Origin of the sequence: Nocardioides sp. zg-1228 (assembly GCF_017086465.1) — a bacterium.
Lineage (GTDB): Bacteria > Actinomycetota > Actinomycetes > Propionibacteriales > Nocardioidaceae > Nocardioides.
Genome location: NZ_CP070961.1, coordinates 2,013,774 through 2,030,164 on the forward strand (window position 1 = coordinate 2,013,774; position 16,391 = coordinate 2,030,164).

Consider the following 16,391-nt stretch of genomic DNA (forward strand, 5'->3'; position numbering starts at 1 on the left):
TACGTTGAGAGTGGAGGCAGTCCAGCGCATCGGCTCGGTCCCGATCCTGGAGGCCATGGGGATCCGTGTCGTCGAGGTCCGCGCGGGGCACGCGGTGGCCGAGCTGCCGCCCGAGCCCAACGTCAACCACTTCGGCGTGACCTACGCCGGGTCGCTGTTCAGCGTCGCCGAGATGCTGGGCGGGCTGCTCAGCCTGGCGACCTTCGACCTCGAGGGCGAGCTCGCCGGCTTCGTGCCACTCGTCAAGGAGTCGACGATCCGCTTCCGTCGCCCGGCGATGGGCGTCGTGCGTGCCACGGCGTCGCTGTCGCAGGAGGAGGCGGCGCGGGTGCGGGCCGACGCGCTGGCGTCCGGCCGGGGCGAGTTCGTGCTGGAGGCAACGCTCACCGACGCCGTCGGGGAGGTCGTGGCGACGACCGTCGGGACCTACCAGGTCCGGCGCCTGGGGTGAGCCGGTGAGGTTCGTGCTGCACGACCACCGGCGCCCGAGCCCGCACTTCGACCTGCGACTCGAGGAGGAGGGCGTGCTGCGCAGCTGGGCGGTGCCCAAGGGGCTGCCGGACGACAGTCGGCGCGACCGGCTCGCCATCGCGGTGGACGACCACGACCTGGACCACCTCGCCTACGAGGACGAGCACAAGTCCGTCGCCGACACCGGCACGTGGGAGGAGCACGACCGCGACGGCCGCCGGATCGTGTTCTCCCTGCACGGGCGCGAGGGCGTCCGCCGCTATGCGCTCATCCACACCGGCGGCACGCAGTGGCTCCTGCACCTGACGCGGGCCCAGCCGGAATCCGTCAACGGGGGTTGACATCTCGGCGCAGGTCAACAATAGTTGACGGATGAGGACGGCCATCGACGCCGAAGAGCCGGGGGAGCGCGGTCCGCTCGACGAGCTGGTGCGCATCGCCCGCGCCAAGCACGAGCTGGCCGCCGCCGAGGCCGTCGCGGTGCGGCGCGCTCGCGTCCAGGGGTTCACCTGGGCCGAGATCGGCACGCTGCTGGGCGTGAGCAAGCAGGCGATGCACAAGAAGTACGGCAGGTCCGCCTGACGCCTGCACGCGAGCCCGGCATCCGTTGACCAGCCCCCGGGGCCGGTGTTAGAACAAGGATCGTATACAAAACTGTATACGCCAGTCCGCGTGACCACACCCTCTCGGGAGACTCACCGTGACGTCCAGGCAGACTCGGATGCCGCACCACCGTCCACCCCCCTCTCCGCGACGGGCCACCCGCCCCGGACCGCTCCTGCGCCGGCCCTGGGCCGCGCCCGTCCTGGCCGTCGTCGTCGCGGTGCTGCTGTCCGCGTGCTACGCCGTGCAGCCGCGCGGCGAGACGCCCGAGCGCAAGGACGTGTCGAGCGTCCCGGCCGAGGGCGTGTCGCTGGCCGACGGCGGCGACCTGGTGATGGGCCTCTCGGCCGATCCCGACGTGCTCGACCCGACCACGTCCTCGTCGCTCTACACGCGCTACGTGATGAGCTCGATCTGCGAGAAGCTCTACGACATCGACGCCCAGGGGCGCATCGTGCCCCAGCTCGCCACCGAGCTCCCCGAGCTCGACGACGGCGGCCGCACCGTGCGGATCCCGCTGCGGCAGGGCGTCACCTTCGCCGACGGGACGCCGTTCGACGCCGAGGCGGTGCAGCGCACCCTCGAGCGCCACCTCGAGAAGGAGGACTCGGCGCGCGCGGCCGAGATGGGGCCGGTCGAGAGCGTCGTCGCCGTCGACGACAGCACCGTCGAGCTGAGGTACGCGACGCCGTTCGCGCCCGTCACCGCGTCGCTGGCCGACCGAGCGGGCATGATCTTGAGCCCGCGCGCCCTCGACGACCTCGGTGACGACTTCGGCACCTCGCCGGTGTGCGTGGGTCCGTTCCGGTTCGTCGAGCGGGTGCCGGCGACGTCGATCGTGGTGGAGCGCGACCCGGAGTACTACGCAGCCGACGAGGTGCACCTCGACACGATCACCTACCGCATCATGACCGACGCCAACATCCGCGCCGCCAACCTGCAGTCCGGCGACGTGCACGTGATCGACACCGTCTCGCCGACCACGATCGAGACCCTCGAGCGCGAGCCGGGCATCGGGCTGCTGCAGACCGGCTCGCTGGGCTACCAGGGCATCACGTTCAACCTCGGCAACACCGACGGCGTCGGCACGCCCCCGGGCACGATCGACACCCCGGTCGCCAGCGATCCCCGGGTGCGCGCGGCGTTCGAGCTCTCGCTCGACCGGGAGGCCTTGGTCAACTCGGTGTTCGACAACTGGTTCGAGCCGGCCTGCTCGCCGATCTCGCCGGACACGGTCTATGCCACCGAGGCCAGCAACGAGTGCCCGCCCTTCGACCCCGAGCGGGCCCGCGACCTGCTCGACGAGGCCGGCGTCGACACCCCGGTCGAGCTCACCATGAAGGTCTCCAACACCCCCGACACGCTCCGACTGGCGCAGGCGATCCAGGGCAGCGTCTCGGCCGGCGGGTTCGACATCGAGCTCGAGCCGGTCGAGTACACGACGCTGCTCGACGACCAGACCGGCGGCGACTTCGAGATCCTGCAGCTCGGCTGGTCGGGCCGCATCGACCCGCACGGCAACATGTTCTCCTTCCTCTCCACCGGCCAGGCCAACAACTACTCCGGATTCAGCGACGAGCGCGTCGATGCGCTCCTCGAGCGGGCGGCCGGGGAGGTCGACACCGGCCGGCGCGCCGACCTCTACGGGCAGGTGGTCACCCTCGTGCACGAGGTCGACCCGATCGTCTACCTCTACCGCCAGCGCAACCTCACCGGCTACTCCGAGGACGTCGCCGGCGTCAGCACGTACGGCGACGGGGTGGTGCGGCTGAGCCGCGCGGCGTTCGTCACGGACGGGGGCTCGTGATGGTGCGCTACCTGCTCGGGCGCCTGGCACAGGCGGTCGTCACCATGTTCCTCGCCTCCGTCGTGGTGTTCTGGGGCGTACGGGCGCTGCCGGGGGATCCCGCCCTGGCCGCCGCGGGGGAGGAGGCCGACCCGGCCACGCTGGCGGCGGTGCGCGCCGAGCTCGGCCTCGACGACTCGCTGCTCGTGCAGTACGGCACGTTCGTGAAGAACCTGCTGCAGGGCGACCTCGGCACCTCGATCGCCACGGGCATCCCGGTCACCGACCTCCTCGGCACGACGCTGCCGGTCACGCTGTGGCTCAGCCTCTACGCCGTCGTGGTGGCCGTCGTGGTGGGGGTCGGCGCCGGGGTCGCGGCCGCGGTGCACCGGGGTCGCTGGCCGGAGTGGCTGGCCAACGGCTTCACCCTCGTGGGCCTGTCGGTGCCGAGCTTCTGGCTCGGCATCCTGGCGATCCTCTACCTGGCGGTGGGGCTGCGCTGGTTCCCGGCGTCCGGCTACGTGCCGGTCAGCGAGGAGCCGCTGCGGGGTCTCTACTGCCTGACGCTGCCGGCGCTCGTGCTCGGCACCGCGCTGGCCGCCGTCATCATGCGCCAGACCCGCTCGTCGATGCTCGACACGCTCTCCGCCGACTACGTACGCACGGCGCGCGCCAAGGGGATGCCCGGGCGCAGCGTGCTGACCCGGTTCGCCCTGCGCAACTCGCTCATCGTCGTCGTCACCATCATCGGCCTGCAGCTCGGCGGGCTGGTGTCCGGAGCCGTGGTGACCGAGCGGATCTTCGGGCTGCCGGGCTTCGGCAAGCTCACCCTCGACAGCGTCTTCACCCGCGACTACCCGGTGATCCAGGCGGTCGTGCTGGTCACCACGTTCGCCTACATCGTCATCAACCTGGCGATCGACGTCCTCTACTCGGTCATCGATCCCCGGATCCGCGTGGCAGGAGGGGCCCGATGAGCGAGGCCACACCCGTCGTCACCGTCGACGACATCGACCTCGGGCAGCAGCGCGGCCAGGTGCTGCGCCAGCTGGCGCGCAACCCGCTCGGCCTCGTGGGCGGGGCGCTGCTCCTGCTGGTCGTGCTGACCGCGGTGCTGGCGCCCCTGATCGCGCCCTACCCGCCGGAGGAGGTGCACTTCGACCTCCCGTTCCAGCGCGCCTTCACCGACGGCTTCCTGTTCGGCACCGACGACCTCGGCCGCGACATCCTCTCGCGCATCGTCTACGGCACCCGGGTCTCCCTGCTGGTGGGCGCGCTCAGCGTGCTCCTCGCGGTGGTGGTCGGCACCCCGCTCGGGCTGCTGGCCGGCTACGTGCGCTGGGCCGACGTGGTGGTCTCGCGGTTCACCGACCTCACGCTGGCCTTCCCGTTCCTCATCGTCGCCGTCGGGCTCGCCGCCATCAACGGACCCAGCGTCTACAACGCCGCGATCGCGCTGGGCATCGCCCAGGTGCCCACCATGGTGCGGGTGGTGCGGGCCGAGACGCTGCGCGTGAAGGAGCGCGAGTTCGTGCTCGCGGCCCGCGCCCTCGACGCCTCCGGGGCCCGGATCCTGGGGCAGCACGTGCTGCCCAACGCGGCGTCGGCGTTGATCGTCCAGGCCACCGTCATCATGCCGGTCGCCGTGATCGGCGAGGCGCTGCTGTCGTTCCTGGGCCTCGGCATCCAGCCGCCCACCCCGAGCCTGGGCATCATGCTCTCCGACGCACAGCAGTACATCTTCCGCGCGCCGGCCGCGGCGATCTTCCCGGGCCTCACGATCGCCGTGATCTGCCTGGGCTTCAACCTGTTCGGCGACGCCCTGCGCGACGCCCTCGACCCCACCACCCGGAGGCGCTGATGACGGCCGACCCCGGCGCCTTCGTGGCGCCCCCCGAGCACACCACGAGGCCCACGCTGCGGGGCAGGTTCGGCATGTGCGCGTCCACCCACTGGGTCGCGAGCGCGGTCGCGCAGTCCGTGCTCGAGCGCGGCGGCAACGCCTTCGACGCGGCGGTGGCGGGCGGCTTCGTGCTCCACGTGGTCGAGCCGCACCTCAACGGCCCCGGCGGCGACATGACCGGCCTGTTCGCCACCGCTGACGACCCCAGGCCGCGGGTGCTGGTGGGCCAGGGTCCGGCCCCGGCCGGCGCGAGCATCGAGCACTACCGGGCCGAGGGCCTCGACCTCGTGCCCGGCACGGGTGCGTTGGCCGCGGCGGTGCCGGGCGCCGTCGACGCGTGGCTGCTGCTCCTGCGCGACCACGGCACCTGGGAGCTCGCCGACGTCCTCGCGCCGGCGATCGAGTACGCCGAGGAGGGGCACCAGATCTCCGCGCGCGCGGCGCAGACGGTGACCGCCACCGCCGGGCTGTTCCGCGAGCACTGGCCCACCTCGGCCGACCTCTGGCTGCCGGAGGGACGACCGCCCGGCGCCGGCGACGTCGTCCGGCTGACGGCGTACGCCACCACCCTGCGCCGACTGGTCGGTGCGGGCGCGGGCGCGCGCGACCGCGCGGGCCGCATCGAGGCGGCCCGTGATGCGTGGGGGAGCGGGTTCGTGGCCGAGGCGGTCGAGGCGTTCGTCGCGACCCCGCACCGCCACAGCGACGGCGCCGACCACGCCGGTGTGCTCGCCCGCGCCGACATGGCCGGCTGGCGCGCCGGCTACGAGGAGCCGGCGACCCTCGACGTCCACGGCGTCACGGTCTGCAAGACCGGCGCCTGGGGCCAGGGCCCGGTGCTGCTGCAGGCGCTCGCGATCCTCGCCGGCTTCGCCGACGACGAGGTCGACCCGTCCACCGGCGCCGGCGCCCACCGGGTGCTGGAGGCGCTCAAGCTCGCGCTGGCCGACCGCGACGCCCACTACGGCGACCCCGCGGACGGCCCCGGCGTGCCCCTCGACGTGCTGCTCTCGCCTGCCTACGCGGCCGAGCGCCGCGCGCTCATCGGCGAGGCGGCCTCCCACGACTACCGGCCGGGCGACGTGGGCTCCACAGCGGTCTACCTGCCGCCCCTGCTCACCGAGGCGCCCGACGACTCCGCCGACGCCGCCGTGGGGGAGCCGACCGTCGGCGCGGTGGGGGACGTACGACGCGGTGACACCTGCCACCTCGACGTCGTCGACCGGTGGGGCAACCTCGTCTCCGCGACGCCCTCCGGCGGCTGGCTGCAGTCCTCGCCCACGATCCCCGAGCTGGGGTTCTGCCTCGGCACCCGGCTGCAGATGACCTGGCTCGACGAGCGGGCACCGTCGGCGCTGCGCCCGGGCCGGCTCCCGCGCACGACCCTGAGCCCCACGCTCGTGCTGCGCGACGGCCGGCCGTGGTGCGCGCTCGGCACCCCCGGCGGCGACCAGCAGGACCAGTGGCAGCTGCTCTACCTGCTGCGGGTGCTGCGCGGTGGCTACTCGCCGCAGCAGGCGATCGACGCCCCCGCGCTCCACACCACCTCGATGCCCGGCTCGTTCTGGCCGCGCACCTGGACCCCGGGCGGCGCGGTCGTGGAGGACCGCCTCGGCGAGGAGGTCATCGCCGACCTCGAGCGGCGCGGACACGTGGTCACCCGCGCCGGCGACTGGTCGCTCGGCCGGCTCTCCGCCGTCGCGCGCGACCCGGCCACCGGCCTCCTGGAGGCCGCCGCCAACCCGAGAGGGGAGCAGGGCTATGCCGTCGGACGCTGAGACCACGCCCGTCACCACGCAAGGGACAGCGCAGGAGGCCGTGCCCGAGGCGGCGCCGCTGCTGCGGATCACCGACCTCGAGGTGAGCTACTACGGCACCCCAGCGCTGCACGGCGTCGACCTCACCGTCGCCGAGGGGGAGCGGGTGGCCCTGGTCGGGGAGTCGGGGTCGGGCAAGTCCACGACGGCGGCGGCCGTGATCGGCCTGCTCCCCGGCGGCGGCACCGTGACCCGCGGCCGCATCGAGTTCCGCGGCGAGGACGTCACCCACGCCGACGAACGACGGCTGCGCCGCCTCCGCGGACGACAGGTCGGGCTGGTGCCGCAGGACCCGATGTCCAACCTCAACCCGGCCACCCGGGTGGGCCAGCAGGTCGCCGAGACGCTGGTCGCCCACCGGCTCGCCTCGCGACGAGAGGCCCGCCGTCGCGCGGTGGAGCTGCTCGGCGAGGCGGGCATCCCGGACGCCGAGCGGCGCAGCCGCCAGTACCCGCACGAGTTCTCCGGCGGGATGCGGCAGCGAGTGCTCATCGCCATCGCGCTGGCGTGCGAGCCCGACCTGCTGATCGCCGACGAGCCCACGTCGGCCCTCGACGTGACGGTGCAGCGCACGATCCTCGACCACCTGGAGACGCTGCGGGCCGAGCGCGGCGCGTCCATGCTGCTCGTCACCCACGACCTCGGGCTGGCCGCCGACCGCGCCGACCGGGTCGTGGTGATGTCGGAGGGCCGCATCGTCGAGCAGGGACCGGCACGCGAGCTGCTGCGCCACCCGCAGCACGAGTACACGCAGCGCCTCGTGGCCGCGGCGCCGTCGGTCGCCAGCGCCCGCGTCGCGGCCGGGGCGCCCGTCGGCGTCCGGACCGAACCTCGGGACGGGTCGTCCGAGCAGGGGACCGGGCCGATCCTCGCCGTCGAGCACCTGACGAAGGAGTACCACCTGCGCGGCGGGCGCGGCCGGCTCACCGCCGTCGACGACGTGTCGTTCGAGGTGCCCGCAGGCACCACGACGGCCGTCGTGGGGGAGTCGGGGTCGGGCAAGACCACCGTGGCCCGGATGGTGCTCGGGCTGGTCACGCCGACCGCGGGCGAGGTGCGGGTCGACGGCGCCCACGTGGCCGCGGCCAGGGGAGCGAAGCGGCGGGCGATCCGGCGCGTGATGCAGCCGGTCTTCCAGGACCCGTACGCCTCCCTCGACCCGATGTTCACCGTCGAGCACATCGTCGACGAGCCGCTGCGGGTCTTCGGGGTGGGCGACCGGCGTACGCGGCGGGCCCGGGTGGCCGACCTGCTCGACCACGTCGCGCTGCCGCACTCGGTGGCCCAGCGCCACCCCAACGAGCTCTCCGGCGGCCAGCGGCAGCGCGTGGCGATCGCCCGCGCGCTCGCGCTCAACCCCCGGCTGGTGGTGTGCGACGAGGCGGTGTCGGCGCTCGACGTGCTGGTGCAGGACCAGATCCTCACGCTCCTCGCCGACCTGCAGCGCGACCTCGGGCTCTCCTACCTCTTCATCACCCACGACCTCGCCGTGGTGCGGCTGGTCGCGCAGGACGTGGTGGTGATGCAGCAGGGCCGGCTCGTCGAGACGGGCGCCGTCGACGACGTCTTCGAGCGGCCCTCCTCCGACTACACCCGCGAGCTGCTGGCCGCGATCCCGGGAGCCGGGGTGTTCTCGTGAGGCACGGGTGAGCAGGCGCGCCGACCAGGTGCTCCGCGCGCTGCGCGCCGACATCGTCGCGGGCACCCACCCGGCGGGGACCCGACTGACCGAGTCGGAGCTGTGCGAGGCGTACGACGTCTCGCGGGTGCCGGTGCGCGAGGCGCTGCGCCACCTCGAGGCGGAGGGCTTCGTCACCAGCGTCGCCTACGCCGGCGTGCGGGTGGCGCACCTCGACAGCGACGAGGCGGCCGACATCTTCGCCGTGCGCAGCACCATCGAGGAGCTGACGGCGCGACGGGCCGCGGAGCGCTGTCGTACCCACCGTGACGACGACGAGGTGCGCCGGTTCGCCGACCTGCTGCGCGAGCTGGTGGCCGCCGGCCGCAGCGGCCTGGAGGCGCCCGGCCGCACCGACCTGCCGCCGCTCAACACCCGGTTCCACCTGGCGATCGCCGAGTTCGCCGGCAACGCCTCGCTGCTCGGGCTGCTGCGCCAGATCGGCGGCAAGGTCGAGTGGCTCTACGGGATGGACGTCGCCGCGCGTGGCGAGCACTCGTGGCAGGAGCACGACGAGATCGCGGAGGCCGTCCTCGCCGGGCACCCGCGCAAGGCGGCCGGGCTGATGCGGCAGCACGTGCACAACTCCCTCGACGGCTACCTGCGACGGCACACGCGATGAGTGGGGCAGCCGGTCCGGCCGGCGCGGACGGCCTCTCCACGGCGGCGATGCTGGTGCTCTCGTTCGGCACCGGCGTGCTGGACGCCGCCACCTACCTCGGGCTCGACCAGGTCTTCACCGCCAACATGACCGGCAACGTGATCTTCGTCGGCCTCGGGCTCGCCGACGCCGAGGACGTGCCGCTGCTCCGCGCCACCGTCGCGCTCGTGGGCTTCGCGATGGGCGCCATCCTGGCCGGGACCGTGCAGCGCGGGCACCACGCCCGCCCCAACGCCGACGTGGTGGCCGCGAGCCTGCTGATGGCCTGCGCGCTCACGGTCGGTGGCTCCGCACTCGTGCTCCATCTGGTCGACCCCGGCGCGACCGTCTTCGACCTGCTCGCCGGCGCCCTCGGGGCCGCGATGGGCGCCCAGGCCGTCGCGGCCCGTCGCGTCGCGGTGGGCGACGTGTCGACCGTGGTGGTGACGTCGACGCTCGCGGGGTTGTTCGCCGAGGCGGCGTGGACCGGCGGCACCGCGGGACGCGCCACGACCCTGCGCAGGGCCGGGGCGGTGGGCACGATGTTCGGTGGCGCCGTGGTCGGGGCCTTCACGTTGCGGGCCGGGGTGGCTCTCCCGGTGGCGATCTCGTCGGGGCTCCTGCTCGTCGTCGCGTCGACGATGGTCGTACGCGTGGTGCGGGACCGGCGCCGAGACAGCCTCGACGCGGCCACCGGCTGATCGGCGGCTCAGCCAGGCGCGAGTCGGCGCCGGAGCACCTCGAGGCCGTCCCCGGAGAGGTCGTCCAGCGCCACCGCTCGACCCGACGCCGCCATCGTCAGTGCCTCGGCGCGGCCATGGACCGGGAGACCGTCGCCGAACGATCCCCCGAGATCGGTCGGCACGAGGCTCAGTCCGTCGAGCAGGCCCGGTGGCACGAGGGCCGGAGCCACCGCGGGGGAGGTGTAGTAGTCGAGCAGGGCCGCCCAGTGGTCGCCCGGGACGTCGGCGTCCAGGCCCAGCGGTCGGGCGATGTCGCGCAGGTGGACGCAGGTCTCCGCGAGCTGGCCCCACGGGCCGACGCGCGGCGGCGCCACCCGGTCGGAGGCATGCTGACGCAGCAGGCCCACGATCTCGGACGGTCCGAGCCGTCGCCCCAGCTGCCTGGCGAAGTGGTCGACCGTCGCATCGGTGTCCCCGCGCCGGCGAAGCGCGGCGAGCACGAACCGGGGGAACGTCACGTAGGCGTGCTGGAGCAGGTGCGCTCCCACCACGTGCACCGACCACCCGTCGCACAACGTGTCGGCCGACCACCGGGAGCGGGGGAGGGCGTCGAGCAGATCGGCGAGGCGCACGCGATTCTCACTGGTCGCCGCGAAGATCCAGGCGTCATCGCGTGTCATGCCGCGGCGGCCTTCGCCCGGACGTCACGGAGGAGGGCCGCCAGCACCCGAGAGGCGATCAGCAGCTCCGAGCTGCTGCACTCGTCCGCAAGGTCGGCGAGCTCGAGCATCTCGGCGGCGCGCACCCGCTCGAACGCGTCGAGCCCGTCGTCGGTGAGGCGCACCAGCACGGACCGTCGGTGGGTCGGGTTGGGATGCGTGTCCACGTGGCCACGCACGACGAGATCGTTCACATGGCGCTGCACGGCCTGCCGGGGGAGGTCCAACAGCTGCCCGATGGCAGGCACGGTGGCATCGCCCTGATCGGCGAGCGCCTCCACCACGGCACGCATGCCCAGCGTCCAGCCCTCCCTCCGCACCCGCCTCTCCACGACCCGCCCGGAGCTGAGGACCAGCGGTCGCACGTGACGGAGCACGTCGTACACGAGCTCGGATCGACTCATGACAACAATGATGTCATAGTGGTGCGCGCAACTCTCTGCCGTCGGGGTGCATCCCACCCGCGGATGCACCACCACACGATCCCGGGGGAGACACCATGCGTCGTACGACGACACTGACCGCTGCGGGCCTGCTCGGCGTCGCCCTGCTCGCTCCGACGGGCGCCGCCGGTGCGGCCGAGACGTGCGGGGGCAGACCGGCGACGATCGTCGGGGCGCCCGACACCTCGGTGCTGGGCACGGTCGGTGACGACGTGATCGTCACCAACGGGTCGAGCCGGGTCGACGCCGGCGACGGTGATGACGTGGTGTGTGTGACGCGTCCCGCCGACGACCCCCACGTGACCAACACGAGGGTCCGGGCAGGCGCGGGCGACGACGTCGTCCTGGTGGAGCGGGAGGGCACCAGCTCGACGACCGACCTCGGCCCGGGGCGCGACGTGTTCCACGGAGGCGACGGCGAGGACTGGGTCAAGGCCAGCCTCGACGACACCGTCGTCGCTGACCGCGGCGGCGACGACGTGACCTACACGATCGACCGCGGCGCACCCGTCTCCGACGTCGTGGGCACGCTGACGGCGCAGCGCACGGACGGCTGGATCAAGGTGGTGGCCCCCGGCCGCCGGCTCGTGATCGACGGCCCGGAGGGCGTGGTCCGCCTCGACGGCCGCGTGGTGACCACCTTCGACGTCTCGCCCCGCATGCTGTACGGCGTCGCGCAGCGGGTCACGCTGGTCGGGACGCCCGGATTCGACCGCCTGGCCGGTGCCGCGTGCGGCACGAGCGTGCTGCGCGGACGGGGCGGCGACGACGAGCTCGTCGCGTTCGTCGACCGTGCGACCCCACGCGCGGAGTGCCCGCACCGCCGGGTGTCCGCGTTCGGCGGCGCCGGCGACGACGAGATCATCGGGACGGCGTACGACGACGTCCTGCGCGGCGGACCCGGCCGCGACGACATCCGGGGCCAGGGCGGCGACGACCTCCTGCTCGGCGGCCCGGGCCGCGACCGGGCCGACGGCGGCCAGGGCCGCGACCGCTGCAACGCCGAGCGGGAGCGGCGCTGCGAGCGCTGACCGCGCGCCGAGCCCGTCGCGGACGCACACGTTGGCGAGCCAGGGGACAGATCCATGAATCGAACACGTGTTCTATTCTTGGCACATGCCACGTACGCCCCCGTTCCACGTATGGGTGGACCTGACGGGCAAGTGGTCGGGACCCGCGCCGGGGGTCCTGCTGGCCTGGCGGCGCACCGACCGCCGCGGCTGGGAGGCGTGGGTGGTGCGCGCGGAGTCGTACTCGACGGGCGTCGGTGTCGAGGTCCTGCTCACGCAGGCGTGGGTCTCGGCGGCGCTGGTGCGACCGGTGGGCGAACCCGGTTGACGTCGAGCCGGAGGGGCTGGTCAGCGCACAACGACGACGCGTGAGGCAGACCCGGTGCGGTGGCCGTCTGATCTCGTCACGGCGCGCACCTTGACGGGTCGGCCCGAGTAGCGCGCCTTGATCACGGCCTTGCCGAAGTCATTGGTGCCGGCCTTGCGGATCGTGCGCCACGATCCGCTCCGCCGCGCCTGGAGTCGCACCATTGCGGCCGAGGTCCCGAAGTATCCAGCCGGACGCTCGTCTTTCGACGTGATGACGAACCGGATGGTCTCGCCCTTGGCTGGCCGCTTCGGGGCGAATCGCAGGGTGGTACGCGTCTGGGGGAGCCGGAAAGACGTTGAACCGCTAGCGCTGATCGGCACGCATTCATCGTCCGCATTGCAGGCCTGTCCAGTTCCGATGACTGCGTAGGTGCCTGCAAGATTCGGGGACTCGCACAGGAAGAAGTCGCCGGCCCCGGACAAGGTGCGCCCCGAGAGAGAGTCCGTGTCGACGTCGTTGCCGTCTGGCCCGACGAGCCGGAGCTCCATGTCCCAGTTGCTGGCGTACCCGGCTGGCAGGGCGGCGCTGTACGAGTAGGCATAGTTGCCGCAACTGTCGTAGAGCACCCCGCCAGGCATGCTGATCGAGACTTCGTTGGCAGCGTGGGCTGGAGCGGCCGTAGCCAAAGGGGCCACGAGAGTTCCCGCGGCAAGGGCGACGACCGTCCGCAACATGCGAACCACGCTACGTCGCCGAGTCCGCCCTGTCATCGCAGCCAGCGCCACGAGGACATCTCGGCCTGGACAGGGGCTGCGCACCCGTGAGTTTGGTTCGCCGATAACTGACATTATGTCACTCTCCGTGTTTCGGAGCACCAGATGGGACCAGGTCGTCTCCGGTTGATCCCCTACCCCGCCGACAGTCACCAGACCGCTGACCGCTGAGGTCGACGTGACAACAAGTTGATGGGCCGCCACCGGGCTCAACGGCGGGCCGGGGCCTCGCGCATGGGCGCCGCCGAGACGATCAGGCCGGCCGCCGTTGCCCCGATGACGGCCGCCGCGGCGTACGGCAAGGCGCCCGGTCCGGCGACCGCGACGGTGACGCCGCCCATGCCCGCACCGGCGGCGATGCCCAGGTTCAGCACGGTGATGCCGAGCGCACTGACCGTCGTTTCCCGGCCCGGTGGCGCCGAGCGAAGCAATCGGGTCTGGAACACCGGAGGGAGCAGACCCATCAGGAGGCCCCACGCCGTGATGGCCGCGACGGCGGCCGGGGTGCTCTGGGCGACGAGCCGGAGGGAGAAGGCGCTCAGCGCGAACGCGACCGCGACCCAGGTGAAGGCGTGCGTGGGGTGGCGATCGGAGATCGACCCGGCGAGCAGCGTGCCCACGACCCCGGCCGCCCCGAACACGAGCAGAAGTGCTGCCCTCGAACGTGAGCCGAAGTGCCCGAGGTCCTCCAACAGAGGCGAGACGAACGTGTACAGCGCGAAGTGCCCCGTGAGGATCAGCCCTCCTGCCGACGAGAGCAGCACGACACTCCTGTACCCGGACGCCTGCGGAGCTCGGTCCTGGCCGGGGCGAGTGGCGTCAGGAAGGCGAAGCAGTGCGGCCACACCCGCCGCAGCCAGGAGAAGCAGCGCCAGGGCGCCGAAGGACACGCGCCAACCGAGGGCCGATCCAACCGCCGCACCGAGCGGAATGCCGACGATGCCTGCCACCGACGGTCCGGCCAGGACGACCGAGATGGCCCGACCGGCCTTCTCGGGTGGCACGAGCGCCGCCGCGATCGGCACCAGCAAGGACCAGAACAGGCCGTGCGCCACCGCCGCCGCCACTCGCCCTGCGACAGCGACCTCGAACGTCGGCGCCGACGCTGTCACCAACGTCGCCAGCGACAGCACGAGCAAGATCGATGGCACCAGCACCTGCTGCTTGATGCGGCGCGTCACTCGCACCATCGGGAGGCTCGTCGCCGCCACGGTCAGCGCCCAGGCAGCGACCACGAGTCCTGCTTGAGCCCTCGACACCTCCAGATCGCGAGACAGCTCGAGCAGCAGGCTCGCCGGCATGAGCTCCGCCGTCACCGTGGCGAAGGCGGTCGCGGAGAGGAAGATCAAGGGACGCAGCGGGAGCTGGAAGTCCCGCGTCGAGCCCCGGCCGTTGTCTGAGGATGTCACGCCACCAGACGCTAAAGTCTGACACCGGTGTCAGGGTCAAGGAGGATGCGCATGCGAATCGGAGAGCTCTCCCAGCGCACCCAGGTGTCGGTGCGGATGCTGCGCTACTACGAGCAGCAGGGCTTGCTCGCGCCAGGTCGGGAGCGCAACGGTTACCGCTCCTACACAGAGGACGACGTCGAGCGCGCAACGCTTGTCAGCAGCCTCATCCGTTCTGGCCTTCCTACTCGTCTCATCGGCGTGCTGCTCGAGAGGTCCCGGTCGGTCGACGTCGGGGCCGACACCGAGGTGCGGGCACTCCTCGGCGAGGAGGCCGAGCGGCTCGAACGCCGCATCGCCTGCCTCACGCTCAGCCGGGACGCCGTGCGCGACTACCTGCGGCGGGCCAACGGCAGAACGCTGCTGCGCACCCCGGCTGGTTCACCTCCCTCTTCGGGCTGACCCACCCACTTGCCTTCGCCCCGTCAGGGCGAGTGGCACTGCGATGGCCGAGACAGCAGGCCAATCGCCCGAGGGCGTTCACGGCTGCGCCTCAGAGCGTGACCGGCTACGCCGATGTGCGTGAGCCCCACCGCCCCTCGGCGGACGACGCTTCAGCCGAGCCGGGCGACGATCGGTGACCTCGACGATCGACGAAAGGCACCGCATGTCCGAGCGGCCAACCGCCACCGACCCCTCCTCCCCCAGCGCCGTGCCGCGGCTGGGGCGCACGACCCAGCGCCACCGCGGGCGACCCGGCGCGGCGCCCGCCCCGCGCAGTCCCCCGGCGTAGGTCGCCCTCGTCAGAGGGCCGCCAAGGAGGAGCGCAGATCCCGGAGCGTGCGTCCCAGGCGCTGCAGCTCGGCCGGCTCGACGCCTGAGGCCGCGAAGACCTCAGCAGTGATGCGGTCGAGCAACGGCTCGAGGTCGTCGAGGGCCGCTCGGCCCGACGTGGTCAGCTCGAGGATCGACGAGCGCCCGTCCTCGGGGTGGGGCAGGCGCTCCACGAGTCCGTCCCTGACCTGGCGATCGACCGCCTTGCTCGCCGCACCGACAGTGATGCCGAGCTGGCCGGCCACGTCGGCGACCCGGCAGCTGGGCACCCGCGCGACCGCGCGCAGCACCTCGAGCCTGCCGAGGCCGTGCCCGCCCGCGGACCGAAGACGAGCGTCGACGACCGCGTAGAGCCGCACCTCGACACGGACGAGGTCGTCGAGCAGCCGCGCCCCGTCCACCTCCCCCGGAATAGATTCCCGGGAATCCGCTTTATCTTCCATGGAATGCATCTTCCCATGCCTACCCCGACCCCACCCCAGGAGAACCGATGGACCAGAAGTCGCTCGCCGGGATCCGCTCCTTCTACGCCTCCTTCGGCCACCGGCCGCTGCCCGAGGGCACCCGCACCACCGAGACCACCATCGGCGGCGTGCCGGCCGTCGCCATCACGGTGCCGGTGTCCGAACCGCCGGCCGGGACGCTGCTCTATTTGCACGGTGGCGGATACGCGGTGGGCTCGGCGCACACGGGCGTCCCGCTCGCCGCCGCGCTCGCCGCGCGGGCCGGGCTGCGCGCCGTCTCCCTCGACTACCGACTCGCTCCGGAGGCCCCCTTCCCCGCGGCGACCGACGACGCGCTCGAGGCCTACCGGCAGCTGCTCCTCGACGTCGACCCGGCGCGCCTGGTGCTCGCGGGCGACTCGGCGGGCGGCGGACTCGCGCTGGCGACCGTGGTCGCCGCGCGCGACGCCGGGCTGGACCTCCCGGCCGGCCTGGTCGCGTTGTCCGGATGGTTCGACCTCACGCTCTCCGGAGCGAGCCTGACGGGCAAGGAGGAGGCCGATCCGGTCTTCGACGCCGCCGACATCACGGCGTACGCGGAGACCTACCTCGCCGGAGGCGACGGCAACGACCGGCGCGCGAGCCCTCTGCTCGCCGACCTGCGGGGACTGCCCCCGCTCCTGCTCCAGGTCGGCTCGCGGGAGGTCCTGCTCGACGACAGCACCCGCCTCGCCGCCCTCGCCGCGACCGCGGACGTCGACGTCGCGCTCGAGGTGTACGCGGGCGCCACCCACGTCTTCCATCACGACCACCTCACCGACCCCACCGCCGCGCGGGCGGTCGACTCGGCAGCGGCGTTCCTCACCCGGCAGGTCGGGCGTCGCTGAGCA

General features: G+C 72.9%; 19 protein-coding genes. 14 read left to right on the top strand and 5 right to left on the bottom strand.

From position 1 onward, the window contains the following. Positions 1 to 10 precede the first annotated feature (10 nt). From JX575_RS09600 to JX575_RS09645, 10 genes are all read left to right on the top strand, one after another. A complete protein-coding gene (locus JX575_RS09600; protein WP_206054572.1) occupies positions 11 to 451 on the top strand; it encodes a YiiD C-terminal domain-containing protein in 441 nt (146 codons plus the stop codon). A 4-nt stretch (positions 452 to 455) separates the two neighbouring features. Then, positions 456 to 812 (top strand): DNA polymerase ligase N-terminal domain-containing protein, encoded by a 357-nt coding sequence (locus JX575_RS09605; RefSeq protein ID WP_206054573.1) that lies wholly within the window; start codon positions 456 to 458, stop codon positions 810 to 812. 31 nt (positions 813 to 843) lie between these two features. Next, entirely contained in the window at positions 844 to 1,053 is a 210-nt protein-coding gene (locus tag JX575_RS09610; protein WP_186342194.1) for a sigma factor-like helix-turn-helix DNA-binding protein, read from the top strand. A 139-nt stretch (positions 1,054 to 1,192) separates the two neighbouring features. Then, positions 1,193 to 2,881: an ABC transporter substrate-binding protein gene (locus JX575_RS09615; RefSeq protein ID WP_186342195.1), complete on the top strand. Its 1,689-nt coding sequence runs from the start codon at positions 1,193 to 1,195 to the stop codon at positions 2,879 to 2,881. Beyond that, positions 2,881 to 3,837 carry an ABC transporter permease gene (locus JX575_RS09620; protein ID WP_186342196.1) on the top strand — a complete coding sequence of 319 codons (957 nt, stop codon included), beginning with the start codon at positions 2,881 to 2,883 and terminating at the stop codon, positions 3,835 to 3,837. Before JX575_RS09615 ends, JX575_RS09620 begins: the two co-directional genes overlap by 1 nt. Next, complete coding sequence (locus JX575_RS09625; protein WP_186342197.1) at positions 3,834 to 4,721, top strand: ABC transporter permease; 888 nt, start codon at positions 3,834 to 3,836, stop codon at positions 4,719 to 4,721. Before JX575_RS09620 ends, JX575_RS09625 begins: the two co-directional genes overlap by 4 nt. Further along, entirely contained in the window at positions 4,721 to 6,541 is a 1,821-nt protein-coding gene (locus JX575_RS09630; protein ID WP_186342198.1) for a gamma-glutamyltransferase, read from the top strand. Before JX575_RS09625 ends, JX575_RS09630 begins: the two co-directional genes overlap by 1 nt. After that, positions 6,525 to 8,219, top strand: coding sequence for an ABC transporter ATP-binding protein (locus JX575_RS09635; protein WP_186342199.1), 1,695 nt, complete (start codon positions 6,525 to 6,527; stop codon positions 8,217 to 8,219). The genes JX575_RS09630 and JX575_RS09635 overlap by 17 nt, the downstream gene beginning before the upstream one ends. A 7-nt stretch (positions 8,220 to 8,226) precedes the next feature. After that, entirely contained in the window at positions 8,227 to 8,880 is a 654-nt protein-coding gene (locus tag JX575_RS09640) for a GntR family transcriptional regulator (protein ID WP_186342200.1), read from the top strand. Next, the gene (locus JX575_RS09645; RefSeq protein ID WP_186342201.1) at positions 8,877 to 9,599 is read left to right on the top strand and encodes a YoaK family protein; all 723 of its coding nucleotides are present in this window, start codon (positions 8,877 to 8,879) and stop codon (positions 9,597 to 9,599) included. Before JX575_RS09640 ends, JX575_RS09645 begins: the two co-directional genes overlap by 4 nt. An 8-nt stretch (positions 9,600 to 9,607) precedes the next feature. Here JX575_RS09645 and JX575_RS09650 read toward each other — a convergent pair whose 3' ends face one another. Both JX575_RS09650 and JX575_RS09655 read right to left on the bottom strand, forming a co-directional pair. After that, positions 9,608 to 10,261 carry a maleylpyruvate isomerase family mycothiol-dependent enzyme gene (locus JX575_RS09650; protein ID WP_186342202.1) on the bottom strand — a complete coding sequence of 218 codons (654 nt, stop codon included), beginning with the start codon at positions 10,259 to 10,261 and terminating at the stop codon, positions 9,608 to 9,610. Further along, on the bottom strand, positions 10,258 to 10,704 hold the full coding sequence (locus JX575_RS09655) for a MarR family winged helix-turn-helix transcriptional regulator (RefSeq protein WP_186342203.1): 447 nt from the start codon (positions 10,702 to 10,704) through the stop codon (positions 10,258 to 10,260). Before JX575_RS09655 ends, JX575_RS09650 begins: the two co-directional genes overlap by 4 nt. A gap of 95 nt (positions 10,705 to 10,799) precedes the next feature. Between JX575_RS09655 and JX575_RS09660 the strand changes: the two genes are divergently transcribed. Both JX575_RS09660 and JX575_RS09665 read left to right on the top strand, forming a co-directional pair. Further along, positions 10,800 to 11,774 carry a calcium-binding protein gene (locus tag JX575_RS09660; protein ID WP_206054574.1) on the top strand — a complete coding sequence of 325 codons (975 nt, stop codon included), beginning with the start codon at positions 10,800 to 10,802 and terminating at the stop codon, positions 11,772 to 11,774. 115 nt (positions 11,775 to 11,889) lie between these two features. After that, positions 11,890 to 12,081, top strand: coding sequence for a hypothetical protein (locus tag JX575_RS09665; RefSeq protein ID WP_206054575.1), 192 nt, complete (start codon positions 11,890 to 11,892; stop codon positions 12,079 to 12,081). Between the two features lie 20 nt (positions 12,082 to 12,101). Here JX575_RS09665 and JX575_RS09670 read toward each other — a convergent pair whose 3' ends face one another. Both JX575_RS09670 and JX575_RS09675 read right to left on the bottom strand, forming a co-directional pair. Next, on the bottom strand, positions 12,102 to 12,797 hold the full coding sequence (locus JX575_RS09670) for a hypothetical protein (protein WP_186342205.1): 696 nt from the start codon (positions 12,795 to 12,797) through the stop codon (positions 12,102 to 12,104). A 248-nt stretch (positions 12,798 to 13,045) separates the two neighbouring features. After that, positions 13,046 to 14,245 (bottom strand): MFS transporter, encoded by a 1,200-nt coding sequence (locus tag JX575_RS09675; protein WP_186342206.1) that lies wholly within the window; start codon positions 14,243 to 14,245, stop codon positions 13,046 to 13,048. Positions 14,246 to 14,296: 51 nt separating this feature from the next. On the opposite strand from JX575_RS09675, the gene JX575_RS09680 reads away from it, so the two are divergent. Then, positions 14,297 to 14,686: a MerR family transcriptional regulator gene (locus JX575_RS09680; protein ID WP_186342207.1), complete on the top strand. Its 390-nt coding sequence runs from the start codon at positions 14,297 to 14,299 to the stop codon at positions 14,684 to 14,686. 341 nt (positions 14,687 to 15,027) lie between these two features. On the opposite strand, the gene JX575_RS09685 is transcribed toward JX575_RS09680, so the two are convergent. Further along, entirely contained in the window at positions 15,028 to 15,510 is a 483-nt protein-coding gene (locus tag JX575_RS09685; protein WP_206054353.1) for a MarR family transcriptional regulator, read from the bottom strand. Between the two features lie 38 nt (positions 15,511 to 15,548). Here JX575_RS09685 and JX575_RS09690 point away from each other — a divergent pair, with 38 nt between their 5' ends. Further along, positions 15,549 to 16,388, top strand: a complete 840-nt coding sequence (locus JX575_RS09690; protein ID WP_186342208.1) for an alpha/beta hydrolase — start codon at positions 15,549 to 15,551, stop codon at positions 16,386 to 16,388. Positions 16,389 to 16,391 lie beyond the last annotated feature (3 nt).

What these genes read in the sequence shown, in the direction of transcription:
- JX575_RS09615 (WP_186342195.1), top strand. Translation starts at nt 1,193, where the DNA reads ATGCCGCACCACCGTCCACCCCCCTCTCCGCGACGGGCCACCCGCCCC.
- JX575_RS09690 (WP_186342208.1), top strand. Translation starts at nt 15,549, where the DNA reads ATGGACCAGAAGTCGCTCGCCGGGATCCGCTCCTTCTACGCCTCCTTC.
- JX575_RS09670 (WP_186342205.1), bottom strand. Translation starts at nt 12,797, where the DNA reads ATGTTGCGGACGGTCGTCGCCCTTGCCGCGGGAACTCTCGTGGCCCCT.
- JX575_RS09680 (WP_186342207.1), top strand. Translation starts at nt 14,297, where the DNA reads ATGCGAATCGGAGAGCTCTCCCAGCGCACCCAGGTGTCGGTGCGGATG.
- JX575_RS09610 (WP_186342194.1), top strand. Translation starts at nt 844, where the DNA reads ATGAGGACGGCCATCGACGCCGAAGAGCCGGGGGAGCGCGGTCCGCTC.
- JX575_RS09630 (WP_186342198.1), top strand. Translation starts at nt 4,721, where the DNA reads ATGACGGCCGACCCCGGCGCCTTCGTGGCGCCCCCCGAGCACACCACG.
- JX575_RS09620 (WP_186342196.1), top strand. Translation starts at nt 2,881, where the DNA reads ATGGTGCGCTACCTGCTCGGGCGCCTGGCACAGGCGGTCGTCACCATG.
- JX575_RS09625 (WP_186342197.1), top strand. Translation starts at nt 3,834, where the DNA reads ATGAGCGAGGCCACACCCGTCGTCACCGTCGACGACATCGACCTCGGG.
- JX575_RS09635 (WP_186342199.1), top strand. Translation starts at nt 6,525, where the DNA reads ATGCCGTCGGACGCTGAGACCACGCCCGTCACCACGCAAGGGACAGCG.
- JX575_RS09655 (WP_186342203.1), bottom strand. Translation starts at nt 10,704, where the DNA reads ATGAGTCGATCCGAGCTCGTGTACGACGTGCTCCGTCACGTGCGACCG.
- JX575_RS09650 (WP_186342202.1), bottom strand. Translation starts at nt 10,261, where the DNA reads ATGACACGCGATGACGCCTGGATCTTCGCGGCGACCAGTGAGAATCGC.
- JX575_RS09645 (WP_186342201.1), top strand. Translation starts at nt 8,877, where the DNA reads ATGAGTGGGGCAGCCGGTCCGGCCGGCGCGGACGGCCTCTCCACGGCG.
- JX575_RS09660 (WP_206054574.1), top strand. Translation starts at nt 10,800, where the DNA reads ATGCGTCGTACGACGACACTGACCGCTGCGGGCCTGCTCGGCGTCGCC.
- JX575_RS09685 (WP_206054353.1), bottom strand. Translation starts at nt 15,510, where the DNA reads ATGCATTCCATGGAAGATAAAGCGGATTCCCGGGAATCTATTCCGGGG.